Origin of the sequence: Geobacillus sp. BMUD (genome assembly GCF_013096845.1) — a bacterium.
GTDB lineage: Bacteria > Bacillota > Bacilli > Bacillales > Anoxybacillaceae > Geobacillus > Geobacillus vulcani.
The window spans coordinates 100,984-120,009 of sequence record NZ_SDLA01000004.1 but is presented as its reverse complement, the minus strand read 5'-3'; the positions used below and the strand labels follow the sequence as shown (position 1 = coordinate 120,009).

Annotated in this window: 16 protein-coding genes; 2 read left to right on the top strand and 14 right to left on the bottom strand. The window is 54.0% G+C overall.

The features are described 5' to 3' along the window. Positions 1 to 83: 83 nt before the first annotated feature. The 4 genes from fsa to ETC05_RS07300 form a co-directional block, all read right to left on the bottom strand. Positions 84 to 725, bottom strand: a complete 642-nt coding sequence (gene fsa / locus ETC05_RS07310) for a fructose-6-phosphate aldolase (protein ID WP_011232852.1) — start codon at positions 723 to 725, stop codon at positions 84 to 86. Positions 726 to 800: 75 nt separating this feature from the next. Further along, positions 801 to 1,664, bottom strand: coding sequence for a class II fructose-bisphosphate aldolase (locus ETC05_RS07305; RefSeq protein ID WP_011232853.1), 864 nt, complete (start codon positions 1,662 to 1,664; stop codon positions 801 to 803). A 208-nt stretch (positions 1,665 to 1,872) separates the two neighbouring features. Next, the gene (locus tag ETC05_RS18070; protein WP_256371108.1) at positions 1,873 to 2,004 is read right to left on the bottom strand and encodes a hypothetical protein; all 132 of its coding nucleotides are present in this window, start codon (positions 2,002 to 2,004) and stop codon (positions 1,873 to 1,875) included. A gap of 65 nt (positions 2,005 to 2,069) precedes the next feature. Continuing rightward, positions 2,070 to 2,432 carry a response regulator gene (locus tag ETC05_RS07300; protein WP_031406619.1) on the bottom strand — a complete coding sequence of 121 codons (363 nt, stop codon included), beginning with the start codon at positions 2,430 to 2,432 and terminating at the stop codon, positions 2,070 to 2,072. A gap of 123 nt (positions 2,433 to 2,555) precedes the next feature. Between ETC05_RS07300 and ETC05_RS07295 the strand changes: the two genes are divergently transcribed. Continuing rightward, positions 2,556 to 3,077, top strand: coding sequence for a DUF2529 domain-containing protein (locus tag ETC05_RS07295; protein ID WP_031406617.1), 522 nt, complete (start codon positions 2,556 to 2,558; stop codon positions 3,075 to 3,077). 151 nt (positions 3,078 to 3,228) lie between these two features. On the opposite strand, the gene ETC05_RS07290 is transcribed toward ETC05_RS07295, so the two are convergent. The 10 genes from ETC05_RS07290 to ETC05_RS07245 all read right to left on the bottom strand — a co-directional run bounded on the left by ETC05_RS07290 (position 3,229) and on the right by ETC05_RS07245 (position 17,256). Beyond that, positions 3,229 to 4,824 (bottom strand): CTP synthase, encoded by a 1,596-nt coding sequence (locus tag ETC05_RS07290; RefSeq protein WP_171660712.1) that lies wholly within the window; start codon positions 4,822 to 4,824, stop codon positions 3,229 to 3,231. A 160-nt stretch (positions 4,825 to 4,984) separates the two neighbouring features. Beyond that, a complete protein-coding gene (gene rpoE, locus ETC05_RS07285) occupies positions 4,985 to 5,542 on the bottom strand; it encodes a DNA-directed RNA polymerase subunit delta (RefSeq protein WP_031406614.1) in 558 nt (185 codons plus the stop codon). A gap of 385 nt (positions 5,543 to 5,927) precedes the next feature. Then, positions 5,928 to 9,188, bottom strand: a complete 3,261-nt coding sequence (icmF, locus tag ETC05_RS07280) for a fused isobutyryl-CoA mutase/GTPase IcmF (protein ID WP_171660711.1) — start codon at positions 9,186 to 9,188, stop codon at positions 5,928 to 5,930. Between the two features lie 16 nt (positions 9,189 to 9,204). Beyond that, positions 9,205 to 9,837, bottom strand: a complete 633-nt coding sequence (locus ETC05_RS07275) for a TetR/AcrR family transcriptional regulator (RefSeq protein ID WP_011232859.1) — start codon at positions 9,835 to 9,837, stop codon at positions 9,205 to 9,207. 129 nt (positions 9,838 to 9,966) lie between these two features. Further along, positions 9,967 to 11,109: an acyl-CoA dehydrogenase gene (locus ETC05_RS07270; RefSeq protein ID WP_171660710.1), complete on the bottom strand. Its 1,143-nt coding sequence runs from the start codon at positions 11,107 to 11,109 to the stop codon at positions 9,967 to 9,969. Positions 11,110 to 11,406: 297 nt separating this feature from the next. After that, positions 11,407 to 12,540 carry an acyl-CoA dehydrogenase gene (locus ETC05_RS07265; RefSeq protein ID WP_031406605.1) on the bottom strand — a complete coding sequence of 378 codons (1,134 nt, stop codon included), beginning with the start codon at positions 12,538 to 12,540 and terminating at the stop codon, positions 11,407 to 11,409. A 101-nt stretch (positions 12,541 to 12,641) separates the two neighbouring features. Continuing rightward, positions 12,642 to 13,493: a 3-hydroxybutyryl-CoA dehydrogenase gene (locus ETC05_RS07260; RefSeq protein WP_031406603.1), complete on the bottom strand. Its 852-nt coding sequence runs from the start codon at positions 13,491 to 13,493 to the stop codon at positions 12,642 to 12,644. A 12-nt stretch (positions 13,494 to 13,505) separates the two neighbouring features. Then, a complete protein-coding gene (locus tag ETC05_RS07255; RefSeq protein ID WP_071880162.1) occupies positions 13,506 to 13,709 on the bottom strand; it encodes a hypothetical protein in 204 nt (67 codons plus the stop codon). A 114-nt stretch (positions 13,710 to 13,823) separates the two neighbouring features. Beyond that, on the bottom strand, positions 13,824 to 15,002 hold the full coding sequence (locus ETC05_RS07250; protein WP_171660709.1) for an acetyl-CoA C-acetyltransferase: 1,179 nt from the start codon (positions 15,000 to 15,002) through the stop codon (positions 13,824 to 13,826). 157 nt (positions 15,003 to 15,159) lie between these two features. Further along, complete coding sequence (locus ETC05_RS07245) at positions 15,160 to 17,256, bottom strand: heterodisulfide reductase-related iron-sulfur binding cluster (RefSeq protein WP_171660708.1); 2,097 nt, start codon at positions 17,254 to 17,256, stop codon at positions 15,160 to 15,162. A 469-nt stretch (positions 17,257 to 17,725) separates the two neighbouring features. Here ETC05_RS07245 and cls point away from each other — a divergent pair, with 469 nt between their 5' ends. Next, positions 17,726 to 18,916: a cardiolipin synthase gene (cls, locus tag ETC05_RS07240; RefSeq protein WP_031406598.1), complete on the top strand. Its 1,191-nt coding sequence runs from the start codon at positions 17,726 to 17,728 to the stop codon at positions 18,914 to 18,916. Positions 18,917 to 19,026: the final 110 nt, after the last annotated feature.

Sequence of the window (19,026 nt, the reverse complement as noted above, 5' to 3'; positions counted from 1 at the left end):
AAGCAAAGCCGGGCGGGCTCATCACGTCCGGCCTGAACGCGGCAGAGCGAGCCCGCTTCACCCAAGAGGCAAACGGCTTACTTTCATTTTTGCCGATTCCAGTCGGCGAGAAACTTCTCAATTCCTTGATCAGTCAGCGGATGGTTGAACAATTGCATAAGCACCTTGTACGGAACCGTGGCAATATGCGCCCCGCGCAACGCCGCTTCTGTCACATGGTGCGGATGGCGGATCGAAGCGGCGATGATTTCCGTTTCAATGCCATGAATGTTGAAAATCTCAGCGATGGTGGAAATGAGCTCTAAACCGTTATGGCCGATGTCATCGAGGCGGCCGAGGAACGGAGAGACGTACGTCGCGCCGGCGCGTGCGGCCAAGAGCGCCTGGTTGGCGGTGAACACAAGCGTCACATTCGTTTGAATCCCTTTTTCGCTGAACGCCTTGACTGCTTTTAAGCCTTCCGGCGTCATCGGCACTTTGATCGTAATGTTCGGGGCGATTTTCGCCAGCTCTTCGCCTTCCGCGATCATGCCAGCGGCGTCGGTCGAAATGACTTCAGCGCTCACCGAACCAGAAACGATCGATGTAATTTCGCGCAACCGATCATGGAACGATACGTTCTCCTTCGCCACGAGGCTTGGGTTGGTCGTGACGCCGGCCAAAATGCCGAGTTCATGGGCGTGTTTGATTTCTTCCAAGTTGGCAGTGTCGATAAAAAATTTCATGCTGAACCCTCCTTGTTATTCGTTGCACATGCAAAGGCAGCCGCGCGGCGGCCAAACGCCGCCCGCGAAGCCGATTCATCGCGCCGCTTTTCCGGACGAGCCAAACTCGCGCATTTTGCCGATGACCGTCGCTTTGATGGCGTCGCGGCCCGGGCCGATGATTTTGCGCGGATCATAGACGTTCGGGTCTTTCGCGAGCAGTTCGCGGACGACTTTGGTAAACGCCATTTGGTTTTCGGTATTGACGTTGATTTTCGATGTGCCAAGGGAGATCGCGCGTTGAATTTGTTCGGTCGGAATGCCGGTGCCGCCGTGGAGCACAAGCGGAACGCCGGTTAAATCGCGGATTTGCTCCATTTCGGCAAATCCGAGCTTCGGCTCTCCTTTGTACGGGCCGTGCACAGAACCGAGCGCCGGGGCGAGACAGTCGACGCCTGTCCGTTTGACAAGCTCTTCGCACTCTTTCGGGTCGGCGTAAATGATCCCTTCTCCGACGACGTCGTCTTCCTGCCCGCCGACGATGCCGAGCTCCGCTTCGACCGAAACGCCGCGCGCATGAGCATATTCAACGACTTGCGAGGTGATGCGGACGTTTTCTTCAAATGGATGGTGGGAGGCGTCAATCATAACCGAGGTGAACCCGGCGTCAATCGCCGCTTTGCATTTTTCAAAGCTCGATCCATGGTCGAGATGGATGGCGACCGGAACGGTGATGTTCATGTCTTCCATTAAGCCTTTGACCATGTTGACGACGGTTTTGAATCCGCTCATATAGCGAGCCGCCCCTTCGGAGACGCCGAGAATGACCGGCGATTTTTCCTCCTCAGCCGCCGCTAAAATCGCTTGCGTCCATTCCAAGTTGTTAATGTTGAATTGGCCGACCGCATATTTGCCGCGCAACGCCTCGTTCAACATCTCTTTCATCGATACTAACGGCATGGTTACATCCTCCTTAGCTGATCGTCGTCTTTGTCGCCTTGGCGGTGACTGGGTCCACAGGCGCAAAATCTCTCTACGCTATAAGCATACCAACTTGCCGGCAAAACGGCAACATTTCCCCCTTGTATCATCCCGAACCGAGAGGATCCCCACTTCCACGCGTGAGCATTGGTGGGAGAGCGTTCACAACCTCCTAAAGACGACAGTGTCACCAAATGTTCATCGATGCACTTTCTTTGCCAAAGGAAAGCCGCTCATCGATGGCGCTGTCTAGAAGACGGGTGATGTAATCAAAAAGCAGCTCAACAGCCTCCCTTCTCAAGTTAAGAAACCTGATCAAATTGGCTCTTTCCTCCCGATGAACTTCCATCGATTTCACAAAAATAATCGTTTTTCACCGGCCTTCTAGGCAGTAATGTATTTTTTGACGGCAGCGCGCAAATCGTCAATATCAAAGGGCTTGGCAAAATGCATAAGCGCCCCGAGCTCTTTCGTTTCTTGAATCATATCGAGCTCCCCGTAGGCAGTCATGATGATCACCTTAATATCCGGATCGATGTCTTTCAACCGTTTTAAAATTTCAATGCCGTCCATGCCAGGAATTTTCATATCAAGAAGCACAAGATCAGGGCAGTGTTTGCGGGCGATTTCGAGCGCCTGCATGCCGTTGGCGGCTTGATAGGTCACATATCCTTCACGCTGAAACACTTCGTTGAGCAAAATGCGAATACCATATTGATCATCGACAATTAAAATTTTGTTTCCCACCTTTATGCACCTCTATTCTCTGTTTTCTCCCTATTAATGTTTCGCATTTGGCAAACCCATTTCCTGCTTGCTTTTCTTGTTGTTTGCCGATTTTGTATAATAGCGGCGAAAGGAGGCCGAACCGTGAAAATTTTAACGACGCAAACGATCGGACTGTTGCAAAAAATCGCTGCGGACGAAGAGCTGGCGCTCGAAGACGGGGCGCGTCTGCTTGCCCAGGCTGCTATCGGCGATGGGCGCATTTGGCTGTATGGCATCGGTGAACTCGATGCGGTCGCCGCCGCCGCGCTTTTTGGCCCTGATCCGTTGCCGAAAGCCAAACGGCTTGAACCGACGGCAACCGATGACTGGCAGGAAACGGATCGCGCGCTTCTCTTTGCCCGCTTTTCCAATGATCCTGAGGCCATTCGCCTCGTCGAACAGCTGCAGGCACACGGCGTCGATGCAGTGGCCGTCGCGGCGCTCGTCAAGGATGAACCCGGACTGGCCGATATAGCCACCGTCTTTATCGACAGCAAACTTTCCCGCCCGCTCGTGCCGACCGAAGATGGCCGCCGCATCGGCATGCCGACGATCATCACCGCTTCCTTCGTCTACTACGGGCTGCGCGTGTTGCTCGATGAAATTTTATCGGAATATGAGTAACGGCCGCCATCCAAATGAGCGCTCTCCCGCCGGCTGAAGGAAAAAGGGAAGAGAAGCCGCGCCTAAGTCAACGAGCATCGTGCTTGAAAAAAAGAAAGGGAGCTGAACCCAAAAGGCCATTCGGTGGCTTTTTGGGACAGCTCCTTTTTCGTCACTGTTTCAGCGACGCTCTGACAAATTCGCGGAACAGCGGCTGCGGCCGCGTCGGGCGCGAGGTGAATTCCGGATGGAATTGAGCGGCGACGAACCACGGATGATCCTTGAGTTCGATCACTTCAACCAACCGTCCGTCCGGGCTCGTGCCGGAAAAAATGAAGCCATGCTCTTCCATGATCGGCCGGTATTGGTTGTTGAATTCGTACCGATGGCGATGGCGCTCGTAAATGACTTCATCGCCGTAGGCGGCGTAAGCGAGCGTCCCTTCCTGCAGCTTGCACGGATACAAGCCGAGGCGGAGCGTGCCGCCTAAATCTTCGACATCCTTCTGCTCCGGAAGCAAGTCGATGATCGGATGCGGTGTATTCGGGTCAAACTCGGACGAATGGGCGCCTTTCAGGCCGACGACATGGCGGGCAAATTCAATCGAGGCGAGCTGCATTCCTAAGCAAATGCCTAAAAACGGCACGCGCTGCTCGCGGGCGTAGCGAATCGCCTCAATTTTCCCTTCGACCCCCCGATCGCCAAACCCGCCCGGAACCAAAATGCCGTCCGCTTCTTTCAACAGATCGGCCACATTGTCCCGCGTCACATGCTCAGCATTGATCCACTGAATATCAATGTCGGTGTCAAACGCATACCCCGCATGACGGAGCGCCTCAACAACAGAAATATAGGCGTCCGGAAGCTCGACGTATTTGCCGACCAAAGCGATTTTCGTCGTTTTCGATAAGTTGCGCACTTTCTCGACGAGCGCTTTCCATTCGGTCATATCCGCTTCGCGGCAGTTGAGGCGCAAATGTTCGCACACGATTTGATCCAGCTTTTGTTCTTGAAGCATAAGCGGAACGGCATACAGCGTGTCGGCGTCGCGCGCCTCGATGACCGCTTTCGGATCGATGTCGCAAAACAAGGCGATTTTCTCTTTCATTTCCTGTGACATCGGCATTTCCGTGCGCACGACGATGACGTTCGGCTGAATGCCGAGGCTGCGCAATTCTTTCACGCTGTGCTGCGTCGGCTTCGTTTTCATTTCCCCAGCCGCCTTGATGTACGGCACGAGCGTGCAGTGGATGTACATGACGTTTTCGCGGCCGACGTCGCTTTTGATTTGGCGGATCGCTTCTAAAAAAGGAAGCGATTCAATATCGCCGACCGTGCCGCCAATTTCCGTGATGACGACATCCGCGTTCGTCTCTCTTCCGGCGCGAAAGACACGCTCCTTAATTTCGTTCGTAATGTGTGGGATGACTTGCACCGTGCCGCCTAGGTAATCGCCGCGGCGCTCTTTGCGGATGACGGCGGAATAAATTTTCCCAGTGGTGACGTTGCTATATTTGTTCAAATTAATATCGATAAACCGCTCATAATGCCCTAAATCCAAGTCTGTCTCCGCACCGTCATCGGTGACGAACACCTCGCCATGCTGGTATGGGCTCATCGTGCCCGGGTCGACGTTAATGTACGGGTCAAACTTTTGGATCGTCACGTTCAATCCGCGGTTTTTCAACAAGCGGCCGAGCGAAGCCGCCGTAATCCCTTTCCCGAGCGAGGAAACAACACCGCCGGTCACAAAAATGTATTTCGTCATTTTGTCTTCCCCCTTGCCGAATTTGCGGTAACAGTTTCAGTGTTTGCGAAAGGCGCAAATAAAAAACGCTCCGCTTACCGTACGTAAGGGAGCGATCGATTTGTTCATTTTCAAGAGCCCAACACACATTGTACCGGGTTCCTTTGGCAAAGTCAAGCGGTTATTCGTCTTCCTCCGGCTCTTCGAGATCAAGTTCTTCATCAAGCGGTGCGTCGTCCAGCTCAAACTCTTCATCGCCGAGAATGTCATCGTCAAACGCGACATCTTCATCCAAATCGAATTCTTCATCTTCCAAGAGATCATCTTCATCAAGCTCGAGCTCTTCCTCATCATATTCATCCAAATCGTCGTAATCGAGATCTTCATCTTCAAGCAGCTCATCGTATTCATCGTATTCATCGTCAAGCGCTTTTTTCTTCTTCTTCGGCTTGATGATCGTCACCGTCTCGTCTTCCGTCTGATCGAACGGATACCATGTGCGCAGCCCCCAGACGTTCTCCCCGACGCAAATAAACCGGCCATCGATGTTTAAATCCGTGTAATATTGAGCAAGCCTCGCCTCCATCTCTTCTTCGGATATGCCGGCCAGCGCTGCGGCTTCACGGACGAGTTGATCGAACGGCAACGCCTCCCGCTTCTCAAGCAAAATGAGGTTCGCCAGCTCGACGAACGACATCTCCTGCAATTCCTCCGGCGAGTATTGCTGCTGCAGGCTCAAGTTCAGCACTCCCCTTCTATAATAATGAAACCAATGAATGCAAGTGTGGAATACATACCATTCATTATAAACAAATTGTCGGGGTTTATGCTACCCATTTGCCGAAAAAAGCAAAAGAGGGCAACCCTGCGGTGAGGGCGGCCCTCCTTCCGACATATTCGTTGCGTCCGCATCTGTTTGGTCACACCGCTTCGCTTTTTCCGTACGAAGCCCATTCGTCTTGATCTTTTGGCCCCATCCGCTTTCCGCTCGTTTCGCTTCCGGCGGGCCGGCATGCCAACAGCTGCTGCCGATCGTTCTACCGACCTGCTAACGTGCAACGGGTCGTGATTCATTGTGATCGAGGCCGCCCAGCGAAAGCCGAACACGGTGAAACGCCCTTGAATTACATATTCCGTCGATATTGTCCACCGACTTCGTACAAGGCGCGGGTGATTTGTCCAAGGCTGGCGACTTTCACCGTTTCCATCAATTCCTCAAAAATGTTGCCGCCGCTTGTCGCCACTTGCTTCAGCCGTTCGAGCGCCGGGCCGGCTTTGTCTTTGTTCCGCTCTTGGAATTCGCGCAAGTTGCGGATTTGCGTCTCTTTTTCTTCATACGTCGCCCGGGCGAGCTGGATGTTGTTCAGCTCCTCTTCTGACGGCGGATTCGGGTTCAAGAACGTGTTGACGCCGATGATCGGCAGTTCGCCGCTATGTTTCTTCGTTTCATAGTAAAGGGATTCGTCTTGGATTTTGCCGCGCTGATACTGCATTTCCATCGCTCCGAGCACACCGCCGCGGTCGTTGAGCCGTTCAAACTCTTGCAACACCGCTTCTTCGACCAAGTCGGTGAGCTCCTCAATAATGAATGAGCCTTGCAGCGGGTTTTCGTTTTTCGTCAGGCCGAACTCTTTCGTGATAATCAGTTGGATCGCCATCGCCCGACGGACCGACTCTTCGGTCGGTGTGGTGATCGCTTCGTCATAGGCGTTCGTATGCAGCGAGTTGCAGTTGTCATAAATTGCCAGAAGGGCCTGCAAGGTCGTGCGAATGTCGTTGAAGTCAATCTCCTGCGCGTGCAGCGAACGGCCGGACGTTTGGATATGGTATTTCAATTTTTGGCTCCGTTCATTTGCCCCATATTTTTCGCGCATCACGACCGCCCAAATGCGGCGCGCCACGCGGCCGATGACCGAGTATTCCGGATCAAGGCCGTTGCTGAAGAAAAATGACAAGTTCGGCGCGAAATCGTCAATGTGCATGCCGCGGCTCAAGTAATACTCGACGTAGGTAAAGCCGTTGGCAAGCGTAAACGCCAGCTGCGTGATCGGGTTCGCCCCCGCCTCGGCGATATGGTAGCCGGAAATCGACACCGAGTAATAGTTGCGGACGCGGTGCTTAATGAAATATTCTTGAATGTCGCCCATCATCTTCAAGGCAAAGTCGGTTGAAAAAATGCACGTGTTTTGCCCTTGGTCTTCCTTCAAAATATCGGCTTGCACCGTGCCGCGCACCGTTTGCAGCGTCCATTCCTTCACTTGTTCGTACTCTTCCGGCGTAAGCGGGCGGCCGAGCTCGGCTTCTTTTTTCTCGACCTGCTGGTCGATCGCCGTATTCATAAACATCGCCAGCAAAATCGGAGCCGGGCCGTTGATCGTCATCGACACCGAGGTAAGCGGGTCGCACAAATCAAACCCTTTGTACAGCTTTTTCATATCATCAAGCGTACAGACGCTGACACCGCTTTCTCCGATTTTGCCAAAAATGTCCGGCCGGTAGTCGGGGTCTTCGCCGTAGAGCGTCACCGAGTCAAACGCCGTGCTGAGCCGCTTCGCCTTGTCTTCTTTGCACAAGTAATGGAAGCGGCGGTTCGTGCGCTCCGGCGTCCCTTCGCCGGCAAATTGCCGTTTCGGATCTTCGCCCTGGCGCTTGAACGGGAAGACGCCGGCCGTATACGGAAACGAACCCGGGACGTTTTCTTTATACACCCAGCGCAAAATCTCCCCGTAGTCTTTGAATTTCGGCAAGACGACTTTCGGAATGTCCAAACCGGACAACGTTTTCGTCGTCAGTTCGGTGACAATTTCTTTGTCGCGCACTTTCGTGACAAATTGTTTTGCCGCATATTTCGCTTTCGTTTCTTCCCATGTCGCCAAAATGCGCTTCGATTCAGGCGTCAACTTGGCCTCATAATCGGCTTTCAGCGTCTCGAGCGCGCGGATGACATCTTCCGCTTCGCCCCGTTCCTTCGCCGCTTCGATGGCCCCTTCAATTTGGAACAGGCGTCTTGCCACTTCGACTTGCTGCTCGGCGCGACGGTGGTACGAGCGGACCGTTTCCGCGATTTCACGCAAATAGTAGCGGCGCTCGTTCGGGATGATGACATTATGCTTTTCGACATTGGCAACCGTTTTCAAGTTGGTCTTCCAGTTCGTCCCTGTTTTCCGGTTGATCGTGTCAACGAGCGCGACAAAGAGCGTATTCGTGCCGGGATCGTTAAACTGGCTGGCGATCGTGCCGTACACCGGCATTTCCGAAACATCGCGGTCAAACAGCTGATGGCTGCGCTGATATTGTTTTTGCACTTGCCGTTTTGCGTCTTCTGACCCTTTACGTTCAAATTTGTTAATGACGATCAAATCCGCATAATCGATCATGTCGATCTTCTCAAGCTGCGTCGGCGCGCCGAACTCGCTTGTCATGACGTACATCGACACGTCGCACACTTCGGTAATGGCGGCGTCGCCTTGGCCGATCCCGCTCGTTTCAATGATGACAAGATCAAATCCGGCCGCTTTGACAACAGAAATCGCATCGCGAATCGCCGGCGACAGTTCCGTGCGGGAATGGCGCGTCGCCAAGCTTCTCATGTACACGCGCGGCGAGTTGATCGCATTCATCCGGATGCGGTCGCCCAACAGCGCCCCGCCCGTTTTTTGCTTCGTCGGGTCGACGGATAAGATCGCGATTTTGATATCGGGAATTTCGTTTAAAAAGCGGCGGACGAGCTCATCGGTGAGCGAGCTTTTCCCCGCCCCGCCTGTGCCGGTGATGCCGAGCACCGGAACGCGCTTCTCGAGCGCCTTCACTTGTTCAATGGCGGCTTCCGCCGCCGCGGCCGCCTCTTTGTTTTCCGCCTCAGCGCGATATTCGCACAGCGTGATGAGACGGGCGATCGCCTGCACATCGCCGGACGGAAGCCGCTCCAGTTCATCGGTCACCGTCGTCACAGTCGGAAAATCGCACTCTTCAAGCATGACGTTGATCATCCCTTGCAAGCCGAGGCGTCGGCCGTCTTCCGGCGAGAAAATGCGGGCGATGCCATATTCGTGCAGCTCTTTGATTTCGCGCGGGATGATGACGCCGCCCCCGCCTCCGTAAATGCGGATGTGAGGCGCTCCCCGCTCTTGGAGCAGATCGTACATGTATTTAAAAAATTCCATATGCCCGCCTTGATACGAGGAGACGGCAATACCTTGGACATCTTCCTGAATGGCGGCATTGACGATTTCCTCCACCGAGCGGTTATGGCCTAAATGGATGACCTCGGCGCCGCTCGCCTGCAAAATACGACGCATAATGTTGATCGAGGCGTCATGGCCGTCAAACAAGCTCGATGCGGTCACAAAGCGGACGTGATGCTTCGGACGGTAAATGTGCGCCATTGTGTCTCTCCCCCTTTTACACTCGCTGTTTCTCCATAATCCCCTTTAGCAAAAACTCCGTCTGCAGTTCGATATATTCATCGAGCGTATACATTTTCCGCAACACCCAGCGTCGGAACGCCCACATTTGTCCAAGAACGACGATGTTGTGGGCGAACAGACGGATTTCACTTTCAGAAAGCTGCAGCGCTCCGCTCTCAACGCATGCGCGCAAAATATGTTCAAAAATCGCCGCCATATCGAGTTCTTTATTCAACACGTACGGCAGCGATTCTTTGCTTAGCGCTTTCACTTCTTGGTACATGACAAGCACTTCATCATCCAGTTCATCCACGACACGGAAATAGTGGGCAATGGCGCGCCTCAGCCCTTCGATCGTGCCGTGGTGGGCTCCGAGGTCTTGCTCCGTCCGCTCCCGAACCTCGTCGTAAATGCGGTCGCACACGAGATAGAGGACGTCTTCTTTCTTGCGGATGTACTCGTACAGCGTGCCGATGCTGAAGCCGGATGCTTTGGCGATCTCCCTTGTCGTTGTTTGGTGAAAGCCTTTTTGTTTAAACAAGGAAATGGCGCCTTTGATCATTTCGTTGCGCCGTTTTTTCACGAGCTTTTCGTCCTTGACCGATGCAATCACTTCCCGTTTTTTCATGTTCGTTGTCTCTCCCCCATTCCCATTTGACGGCGGGGCGCCGCCCCGCCCCATGCCTATCCGTGCGCCCTTTGCCGAAGCAACGAGCCACTGTTCAGCTCCAAAACCATTGAAATGACGCGCAATGCTTCAATCGCGCGCCAACATGCGCGAAATGACAAGGCGTTGGATTTCTTGCGTTCCTTCGTAAATTTGCGTAATCTTCGCGTCACGCATAAACCGCTCGACCGGATAGTCTTTCGTGTAGCCGTTGCCGCCAAAGATTTGCACCGCCTCGACCGTCACTTTCATCGCCGTGTCGCCGGCAAACAGTTTCGCCATGGCGGATGCTTTGCCGTACGGCAATCCGTTCGACTCCAACCATGCCGCCTGATAGGTCAAGAGCCGCGCTGCTTCAATGGCCGTCGCCATGTCAGCGAGCTTGAAGGCGACCCCTTGCTGCTCGATGATCGGTTTGCCGAACTGGACGCGCTGTTTCGCATAGTCCACCGCCGCATCCAGCGCGCCCTGGGCAATGCCGACCGCTTGGGCGGCGATGCCGTTGCGGCCGCCATCAAGCGTCATCATGGCGATTTTAAACCCTTCTCCTTCTTGACCGAGCAAGTTTTCTTTCGGAATACGGCAGTCTTCAAAAATGAGCTCCGTCGTCGGCGACGAACGAATGCCGAGTTTCTTTTCCTTTTTGCCGAATGAAAAGCCCGGCGTTCCTTTTTCCACGATAAAGGCGCTGATCCCTTTATGCTGCTTTTCCGGATCGGTGACGGCAAACACGACGTAAATTTCCGCTTCACCGCCGTTGGTGATCCATACTTTTGAACCGTTTAAGACGTAATGATCCCCGTCTTTTACCGCACGCGTTTTCATCGAGGCGACATCCGACCCCGCACCCGGCTCGGACAGGGCGTATGCCCCGAGTTTTTCCCCAGTCGCTAAGGCGCGCAAATACTTTTGCTTTTGTTCTTCGTTGCCGAACTTGTAAATCGGCCAGCTGGCGAGCGATATATGCGCGGAGAGCGTCACCCCGGTCGAGGCGCAGACGCGCGACAGCTCCTCAACCGCGATGACATAGGCCAAATAATCGCTGCCAATGCCGCCGTATTCTTCCGGCCACGGAATGCCTGTTAAACCGAGTTCAGCCATTTTGTTGAAAATGCCGCGGTCAAACCGCTCCTCTTCGTCACGCTCAGCGGCAGTCAGCGCTACTTCGTTTTCGGCAAATTCGCGCACCATTTTTCGCAGCATTTCATGTTCTTCGCTCAATCGAAAGTTCATCGTTTCATTCCCCCGTTTTCTATATATCCGAAATCCTCGTCTCCCGTGTCAGCGTGATCACCGTTTTCCAGAGACAGACAACGAATCGTTGTTTGGAAAAGAGAATAGGATCGCTCCGGATGCACCACAAAACGCAGCAAAAGACAGAGCCTTCTCATCTCGTTTGGATTGGTTCAGCAACATGCCTATATAGACTTCCATGACGAAACATTTTCGTCACCATCGGAAGGATGAAAATGTCCTTATGTTGAATGCTAGAACGTTACGCATTTTGGAATTCGGGTATTTTCAGGATAGTTACAAATGTTTGCTGATGACAATGCGCTGAATTTCGCTCGTTCCTTCGTAAATTTGCGTAATTTTCGCGTCACGGAACAATCGCTCGACCGGGTAGTCTTTCGTGTAGCCGTTGCCGCCGAAAATTTGCACCGCCTCGATGGCATTGTTCATCGCTGTTTGTGAAGCGAAGAGCTTCGCCATCGACGCCTCTTTTCCGCACGGCAGCCCTTGCGCGCGCAACCAAGCGGCGCGGTAAACGAGCCATTTCGCCGCTTCTGCCGCCGTCGCCATATCAGCAAGCTTGAAAGCGACCCCTTGCTGCTCGATGATCGGTTTGCCAAACTGCACCCGCTCTTTCGCGTAGGCAACGGCATGTTCGACCGCGGCTTCCGCGATGCCGAGCGCTTGGGCAGCGATGCCGATCCGACCGACGTCAAGGTTGGCCATCGCGATTTTAAATCCTTCCCCTTCCTGACCGAGCAAGTTTTCCGCCGGCACTTCGGCATCTTCAAATGTGATGGTCACCGTCCGCGATCCGTGCAGCCCCATTTTCTTTTCGTCTTTGCCGATCGACATCCCTGGCGTCCCTTTTTCCACAATAAACGCGGAAATGCCGCGGCTTCCGGCTTCTTCCGGATTCGTGCGGGCGAAGACGATGTACGTATCCGCCTCCCCACCGTTGGTGATGAAAATTTTTGAACCATTCAGGATATAACGATTGCCGCGGCGCACCGCTTTTGTCTTCAAGCTTTTCGCGTCCGAGCCAGCGCTCGGTTCCGTGAGGCAAAACGCCCCCAGATACTCCCCTCGGGCCAGCTTTGTCACGTATGTTTGTTTTTGCTCTTCGGTGCCAAAATACAAGATCGGATTCGTGCCGACCGACGTGTGCACCGATAAGATGACGCCGACGGTCGGGCTCACTTTGGAAATTTCATGAATGGCAATGATGTACGAAATAAAGTCCATACCTGCGCCGCCATATTGCTCCGGGACAGTGATGCCCATTAGGCCGAGTTCGGCCATTTTTGCTAAAATCGGGCGCGGAAACTCCCCTTGTTCCATGCGCTCGACAAACGGGGCGATCTCCGCCGCGGCGAACTCACGCACCATTTGCCGCATCATCTCTTGTTCTTCCGTAAACCGAAATTCCATGGGAATCCCCCTTTTATCTTGTTGCTCATCCATGCTGCCAGAGCGCCGGCTGCTCATGCTTTCCAACAGCGGTTTGAAGCGCCGATTTCAGAAGCGGCGTGTCAGTCGTACGTATAGAATCCCCGCCCTGTTTTGCGGCCGAGCCAGCCAGCTTTCACATATTTGCGCAAGAGCGGGCATGGGCGGTATTTGTCATCGCCGAACCCCTCATGAAGCGTTTCCATAATGTATAAGCATGTATCGAGCCCGATAAAATCAGCGAGCGTCAGCGGACCCATCGGGTGGTTCATGCCAAGCTTCATCACTTCATCGATCGCTTCTTTGGTCGCCACCCCTTCGTACAAGGCGTAAATCGCTTCGTTGATCATCGGCATGAGGACGCGGTTGGAAATAAACCCTGGGAAGTCGTTCACTTCGACCGGTACTTTGCCGAGCTTGCGGGCAACGGCTTCGATCGTTTCATACACCTCATCCGCCGTCGCCAATCCGCGGATAATTTCGACGAGCTTCATCACCGGCACCGGGTTCATAAAGTGCATGCCGATCACTTTTTCCGGCCGTTTCGTCGCGGCGGCGATTTCCGTAATCGGCAGCGACGACGTGTTCGACGCCAAAATCGTTTCCGGGCGGGCGATTTCATCCAGTTCGGCAAACAGCTTCGTTTTCACGTCCATGTTTTCGACGACTGCTTCAATGACGAGATCCGCCTTCTCAGCGTCATGCAGATCCGTCGAGCGGACAAGCCGCGAAAGCGCCGCGTCCTTGTCCTCAGCGGCCATTTTGCCTTTCTCCACTTGGCGGGCAAGGAGTTTTTGGATATTGGCCATTCCTTTATCCAATTGAGCGCTGCTAATATCATAGAGCAGCACCTCATAGCCAGCGACAGCACACACTTGGGCGATGCCCGATCCCATTTGGCCGGCGCCGACGACCATGATTGTTTTCACATCCATCTTCTATTCCTCCTATCGTCCGCTTTGCGTTTCCGGTTCTGCGCTTAAACTTCTATGCCTCACCGCCGCCATCAGCCAACGGCAACCGGTCGTTGCATCGTCATCACAACAATTCCTGCTGTCAACCGCTGAGGCAGCGGCTGCTGCGGCAGTGAAAGAGAGAACAAGCAACGTGCCGCGCGCTGCGACAGCGACAGCGTAGGCATGCGGCACCATGGCGCGATGCCTCGTGCTGCAACGCTTGAGGCAGACGGTGGCACGCCGCGTCCTATGCCTTGGCGCGACGCGGGAAGGCGGTCGGTCGAATGCCGCGTGCCCGCCGCCCACTCGTTACACCTCAACCAAGATGGCGTCGCCTTGGCCGCCGCCGCTGCAGATGGCCGCAATGCCGAGGCCGCCGCCGCGGCGTTTCAGTTCGTAAATGAGCGTGAGGATGATGCGCGCACCGCTCGCGCCGATCGGATGGCCGAGAGCAACAGCGCCGCCGTTGACGTTCACCTTTTCCGGATCAAGTCCAGCGATTTGAATGGCCGCCAATGCGACAGCGGCAAACGCTTCGTTCACTTCAAACAAGGCGATGTCATCGACCGTTTTTCCTGTTTTGCGGAGCAGCTCGTTGATCACAAGTCCCGGCGTCTTCGGGAAATCTTTCGCCTCAACGGCGATGGCGGTATGGGCGACGACCGTCGCCAGCGGCTCGAACCCCTCGCGGGCAGCGCGCTCCTCGCTCATCAAAACAAGCGCAGCGGCGCCGTCGTTGACGCCTGGGGCGTTGCCGGCGGTGATTGTGCCTTCCGGGTCAAACACCGGCGACAGTTTCGCCAATGCTTCAAGCGACGTGTCTTTGCGCGGCGCCTCGTCGCGTTCGACGACAAGCGGCTCCCCTTTGCGCTGCGGAATCGTCACCGGAACGATTTCTTCCGCAAGCCGACCGGCTTCGATGGCGGCAATGGCCCGCATATGGCTGCGGTACGCCCACTCGTCTTGCGCCTCTCTCGTAATGCCGAGCTCTTTCGCCGTATTCCCGCCGTAGACGCCCATATGAACGCCGGTGAAGCTGCACGTGAGGCCGTCATACACCATTAAATCTTTCACCGTGCTGTCGCCCATTCGCAACCCCCAGCGCGCTTTCGGGAGTACATAGGGGGCGTTGCTCATCGATTCCATTCCGCCGGCGACAACGATATCGGCATCGCCTAAGCGGATGAGCTGATCGGCAAGCGTCACGGCGCGCATGCCGGAAGCGCATACTTTGTTCACCGTCTCGGTGCGAACATGCCACGGAATGCCGGCATGGCGCATCGCCTGCCGCGATGGGAGCTGGCCTTGCCCCCCTTGCAGGACCGTGCCTAAAATGACATGATCGACTTGTTCTGCGCTCACGTCCGCGCGGGCCAACGCTTCTTTCACGGCAATGCCGCCGAGCTCCGGCGCTGACAGCGCTTGCAAAGAACCGCCGAATTTTCCGAACGGGGTGCGCGCCCCGCTGACAATCACTGTTTTCCCCATCTTCCTCTCCCCTTTTCATTGGATAAGAAAGCGATTACAAAACACAGACTGAACGCTCGCTCGATAGCGGTGCGAAAGAGAAGGTGTACAACGGTACACCCTCTCCTCTACTCTTATTCACTATTTTAAAAAATAAAAATTGTCTATGCAACTATTTTTACGATGCTGCTTCCTCTTTTTCTTCACCGAACACCGATTTCGCCAACAATTCAGCGACATCGTACGTAAAGACGCGGTCTTCCACTTCCTTGGCTTTCGTCCCGTCGGTCAACATGGTCAGACAGTACGGGCAGCCGGAGCTGATGACCGTCGGGTTGACAGCGAGCGCTTGCTCGGTGCGGGCGACATTGATGCGGTTGCCGGTCGTCTCCTCCATCCACATGAGGCCGCCGCCGGCGCCGCAACACATGCCGCGCTCGCGGTTGCGCTCCATCTCAACAAGCTCGACGCCCGGAATGGCGCGCAAAATTTTCCGCGGTGCGTCATAGACGTCATTGTAGCGCCCTAAGTAGCACGAGTCATGGAACGTAATGCGTTCATTCACCGGATATTTTGGCACTAAGCGGCCTTCTTCGATGAGCTTGGCGAGCAGCTCGGTATGGTGATACACTTCCGCCTCAAACCCAAAATCTGGATATTCATTTTTGAACGTATTGTAGGCGTGCGGGTCGATCGTCACGATTTTCTTGACGCCCGCTTTTTCAAACTCGGCGATGTTGTTCGTCGCCAGCTCTTGGAATAAAAATTCATTCCCTAACCGGCGCGGCGTATCGCCCGAATTTTTCTCCTTGTTGCCTAAAATCGCAAACTTGACGCCCGCTTCGTTCAGCAGTTTGGCAAAAGCAAGGGCGATTTTTTGGCTCCGGCTGTCATACGACCCCATCGAGCCGACCCAGAACAAGTACTCGATTTCCTCTCCCGCTTTCGCCGCTTCTTTGACAGTCGGCACATACACATCATCGCGCAGCTCGCGCCAGTTTTCCCGTTCTTTTCGGTTCAAGCCCCATGGATTGCCTTGGCGCTCGATGTTCGTCATCGCCCGCTGCGCGTCCGGATTCATCCGCCCTTCCGTCAACACGAGATAGCGACGCAAGTCGATGATTTTATCGACGTGTTCGTTCATGACTGGGCATTGGTCTTCACAGTTGCGGCACGTCGTACAGGCCCAAATTTCTTCCTCGGTGATGACATCGCCGATCAAGCTGGGCATTTCGATCGTGGCGGCCTGCTCCGACGCGGCGGCGAACGCGAGCTGGTTGCCCCTTGTGTTTTTGAAAGCGAACGCCGGCACCCACGGCGCCCGCGACGTGACGACCGCTCCTTTTTCCGTCAAATGGTCGCGCAGCTTCAAAATCAAGTCCATCGGCGACAACATTTTCCCCGTGCCAGTCGCCGGGCACATGCTCGTACAGCGGCCGCACTCGACACAGGCATACAAGTCGATCAATTGCTTTTGCGTAAAATCTTCAATTTTGCCGACGCCAAACGATTCCTGGCTTTCGTCTTCAAAGTTGATCGGCGAAAGCTTCGGCCGCGTCAGCCGGCTGAAAAAGACGTTGACCGGCGCAGCGATCAAATGGGCGTGCTTTGATTGCGGCACGTACACGAGGAACGTCAGCAAAATCAACAAATGCACCCACCAGGCGGCAAAGAACAGCACCGCGGCCCCGGTTTCGCCGACCCAGGAAAACGCGCCGGCAATAAGCGAAGCAACCGGTTCGCTCCATGTCGCTTCCTCGCCGTGCCAAATCATGCTCATCCCGTTGCCGAACAACACGGACAGCATCAGTCCAGCGATAAAAATCAAGACGAGGCCAGCTTTAAAATCGCGCTTTAAGCGGACGAGCTTTTCAATGTAGCGGCGGTAAAAGGCAGCGAGCACGGCGATTAAAATGAGCAACGTGACGATTTCTTGGAAAAACGTAAATCCCGGGTACAGCGGCCCAAGCGGCAAATGTGCCCCCGGCGCAAGCCCTTTGATGATGAAATCAATCGCGCCAAATTGGACAAGAATAAAGCCGTAGAAAAAGATAACGTGAATCAAGCCGCTTTTTTTGTCTTTGAGCAGCTTTTTCTGGCCGAAAACGTTGACCCAGATGTTTCGCAGCCGCTCTTTTACTTTGTGGTCAAACTCGACTTTTTTACCGAGTTTGATGTACATCACCCGCGTTTTGACAACATAAGCAAACAAGTAGATGGCGTAAGCGGTTACAAACAAAAACGCGAGCCAGTTCACCATCAACAAGGCATTCATCTTCTCTCCCCTTCCCCCGCTTTTCAAGCAAATGTGTTGCCATAACAAAAGAAATTTTCAGAATTCGCTTTATGTCTATTGTACAAATGAATGAGCATTCAGTCAATAATCTTTTTTTATTCTCATCACAAAAAACTTTTCCATGGCAGCCAAACAGCCTTTGAACACTCCTCCCACCTACGAGGGTGTCCCACCAGGATCAAGGCTCCCTGTTCTCATATAGACATGAAAAATCACTAAGAAACAATAGATTGTGTTTTGCTTAAGAAAAACGCCTTTTCGGTCAACCTTTTTCCTGGTTGGAGATGATAAAGGAGAAAGGCGGGATGTTCGCCGGCTCGGCAGTCGATCCAATCTTCTGTCAAAGTGACAAATAGGAAAGCTCCAACATTGTTTTCCATTGACCTTGCTATTTTTGCGCCTTCTCGGGCACATTAATACATACCGAATCGACACAGGAGGAGAAGATATGGCCGTCATTTTCGTCATTGCCATCGTATTGCTGCTTGTTTATCTTGATGACAAGCTTGGACAGCTCGCCTTCCGCAATGGGCGCAAAAAAGTCGTCTACCCGGAGCGGAGAAGCGATATCTCCCTCTATATCAACGGCAGACATTTATTTTCCGATTACTTCGCCGAACTGCACCGCGCCCGCGACCATATTCACGTCTTATTTTACATTATCAAAAATGACGAAACGAGCGCGCCCTTTTTCCAAATTTTAAAGGAAAAAGCGGCTGCCGGCGTGAAAGTGCGAGTGTTGACCGATTGGGTCGGCAGCTTTGGTTTGCCGAAAGCGCTCATCCGTTCGCTCGAGGAAAGCGGGGTGGAGTTCGCCTATGCCCAAAAACCGCGTTTCCCGTTTTTCCTTTACCGCCTCAATCGCCGCAACCATCGAAAAATTACAGTCATCGACGGACAAGTCGGCTACATCGGCGGCTTTAACATCGGCCGCGAATACATCGGAAAAGACGCCAACTTCGGCGAATGGCGCGATTATCACTTGAAAGTAAACGGCGAAGGAGTCCACGACTTGCAGGAGCAGTTTTTGCATGACTGGGAAGAAGCGACGGGGCGGACGGTGCCTGACAAATCCCGTTATTTTCCGCCGCTTCCGGCCGGCTCTATTCGTCATCAGCTCGTCGCCACCAACGGCGCTGCCCTTGAAGAACAGTTTATCGAGGTCATCCGCCGGGCGAAAAACGAAATTATGATCGGCAGCCCATACTTTATTCCAAGCCGGCCGCTGTTTAACGAGCTGTTGCAAGCGCTTCGGCGCGGGGTGCGCGTAACGGTCCTTGTGCCGCTCAAAGCAGACCATTTATTTGTCAAAGAGGCCGCCTACCCGTACTTTTATCGACTCTTGAAAGCCGGTGCGCGTATTTATCGCTTTTACCAAGGATTTTACCATGCCAAAACACTCGTCGTCGATGAGGAGTGGTGCGACGTCGGCACAGCGAATTTTGATCGGCGCAGCTTGTTTTTGAACAGCGAGATCAACTGTTATGTGTTTGACCGCGCATTCACCCGTCTCGTCAAACGGGCGATTGAACGCGATTTGTTGCGCGCCGAGCCGCTGACAGTCGACTTTTGGCAAAAACGCTCGCTTCTTGACCGCGGCAAACAGTCGATTTCCCAGCTTATTTCCGCCTGGCTGTGACCGATTCGAAGCCCCATTCTCCCCCAAACAACAGAGAAGACAAAAACCCCGGCCAGCGCTTGCGGCGGCTTGATGCTGCCAAAACTGCGCCAGCCGGGTTTTGTTCCCTG

Excerpts from the sequence above, each read along its gene's own strand:
- fsa (WP_011232852.1), bottom strand. The coding sequence starts at position 725 with ATGAAATTTTTTATCGACACTGCCAACTTGGAAGAAATCAAACACGCC.
- ETC05_RS07305 (WP_011232853.1), bottom strand. The coding sequence starts at position 1,664 with ATGCCGTTAGTATCGATGAAAGAGATGTTGAACGAGGCGTTGCGCGGC.
- ETC05_RS07290 (WP_171660712.1), bottom strand. The coding sequence starts at position 4,824 with ATGACGAAATACATTTTTGTGACCGGCGGTGTTGTTTCCTCGCTCGGG.
- icmF (WP_171660711.1), bottom strand. The coding sequence starts at position 9,188 with ATGGCGCACATTTACCGTCCGAAGCATCACGTCCGCTTTGTGACCGCA.
- ETC05_RS07275 (WP_011232859.1), bottom strand. The coding sequence starts at position 9,837 with ATGAAAAAACGGGAAGTGATTGCATCGGTCAAGGACGAAAAGCTCGTG.
- ETC05_RS07270 (WP_171660710.1), bottom strand. The coding sequence starts at position 11,109 with ATGAACTTTCGATTGAGCGAAGAACATGAAATGCTGCGAAAAATGGTG.
- ETC05_RS07265 (WP_031406605.1), bottom strand. The coding sequence starts at position 12,540 with ATGGAATTTCGGTTTACGGAAGAACAAGAGATGATGCGGCAAATGGTG.
- ETC05_RS07260 (WP_031406603.1), bottom strand. The coding sequence starts at position 13,493 with ATGGATGTGAAAACAATCATGGTCGTCGGCGCCGGCCAAATGGGATCG.
- ETC05_RS07255 (WP_071880162.1), bottom strand. The coding sequence starts at position 13,709 with ATGGTGCCGCATGCCTACGCTGTCGCTGTCGCAGCGCGCGGCACGTTG.
- ETC05_RS07250 (WP_171660709.1), bottom strand. The coding sequence starts at position 15,002 with ATGGGGAAAACAGTGATTGTCAGCGGGGCGCGCACCCCGTTCGGAAAA.
- ETC05_RS07245 (WP_171660708.1), bottom strand. The coding sequence starts at position 17,256 with ATGAATGCCTTGTTGATGGTGAACTGGCTCGCGTTTTTGTTTGTAACC.
- cls (WP_031406598.1), top strand. The coding sequence starts at position 17,726 with ATGGCCGTCATTTTCGTCATTGCCATCGTATTGCTGCTTGTTTATCTT.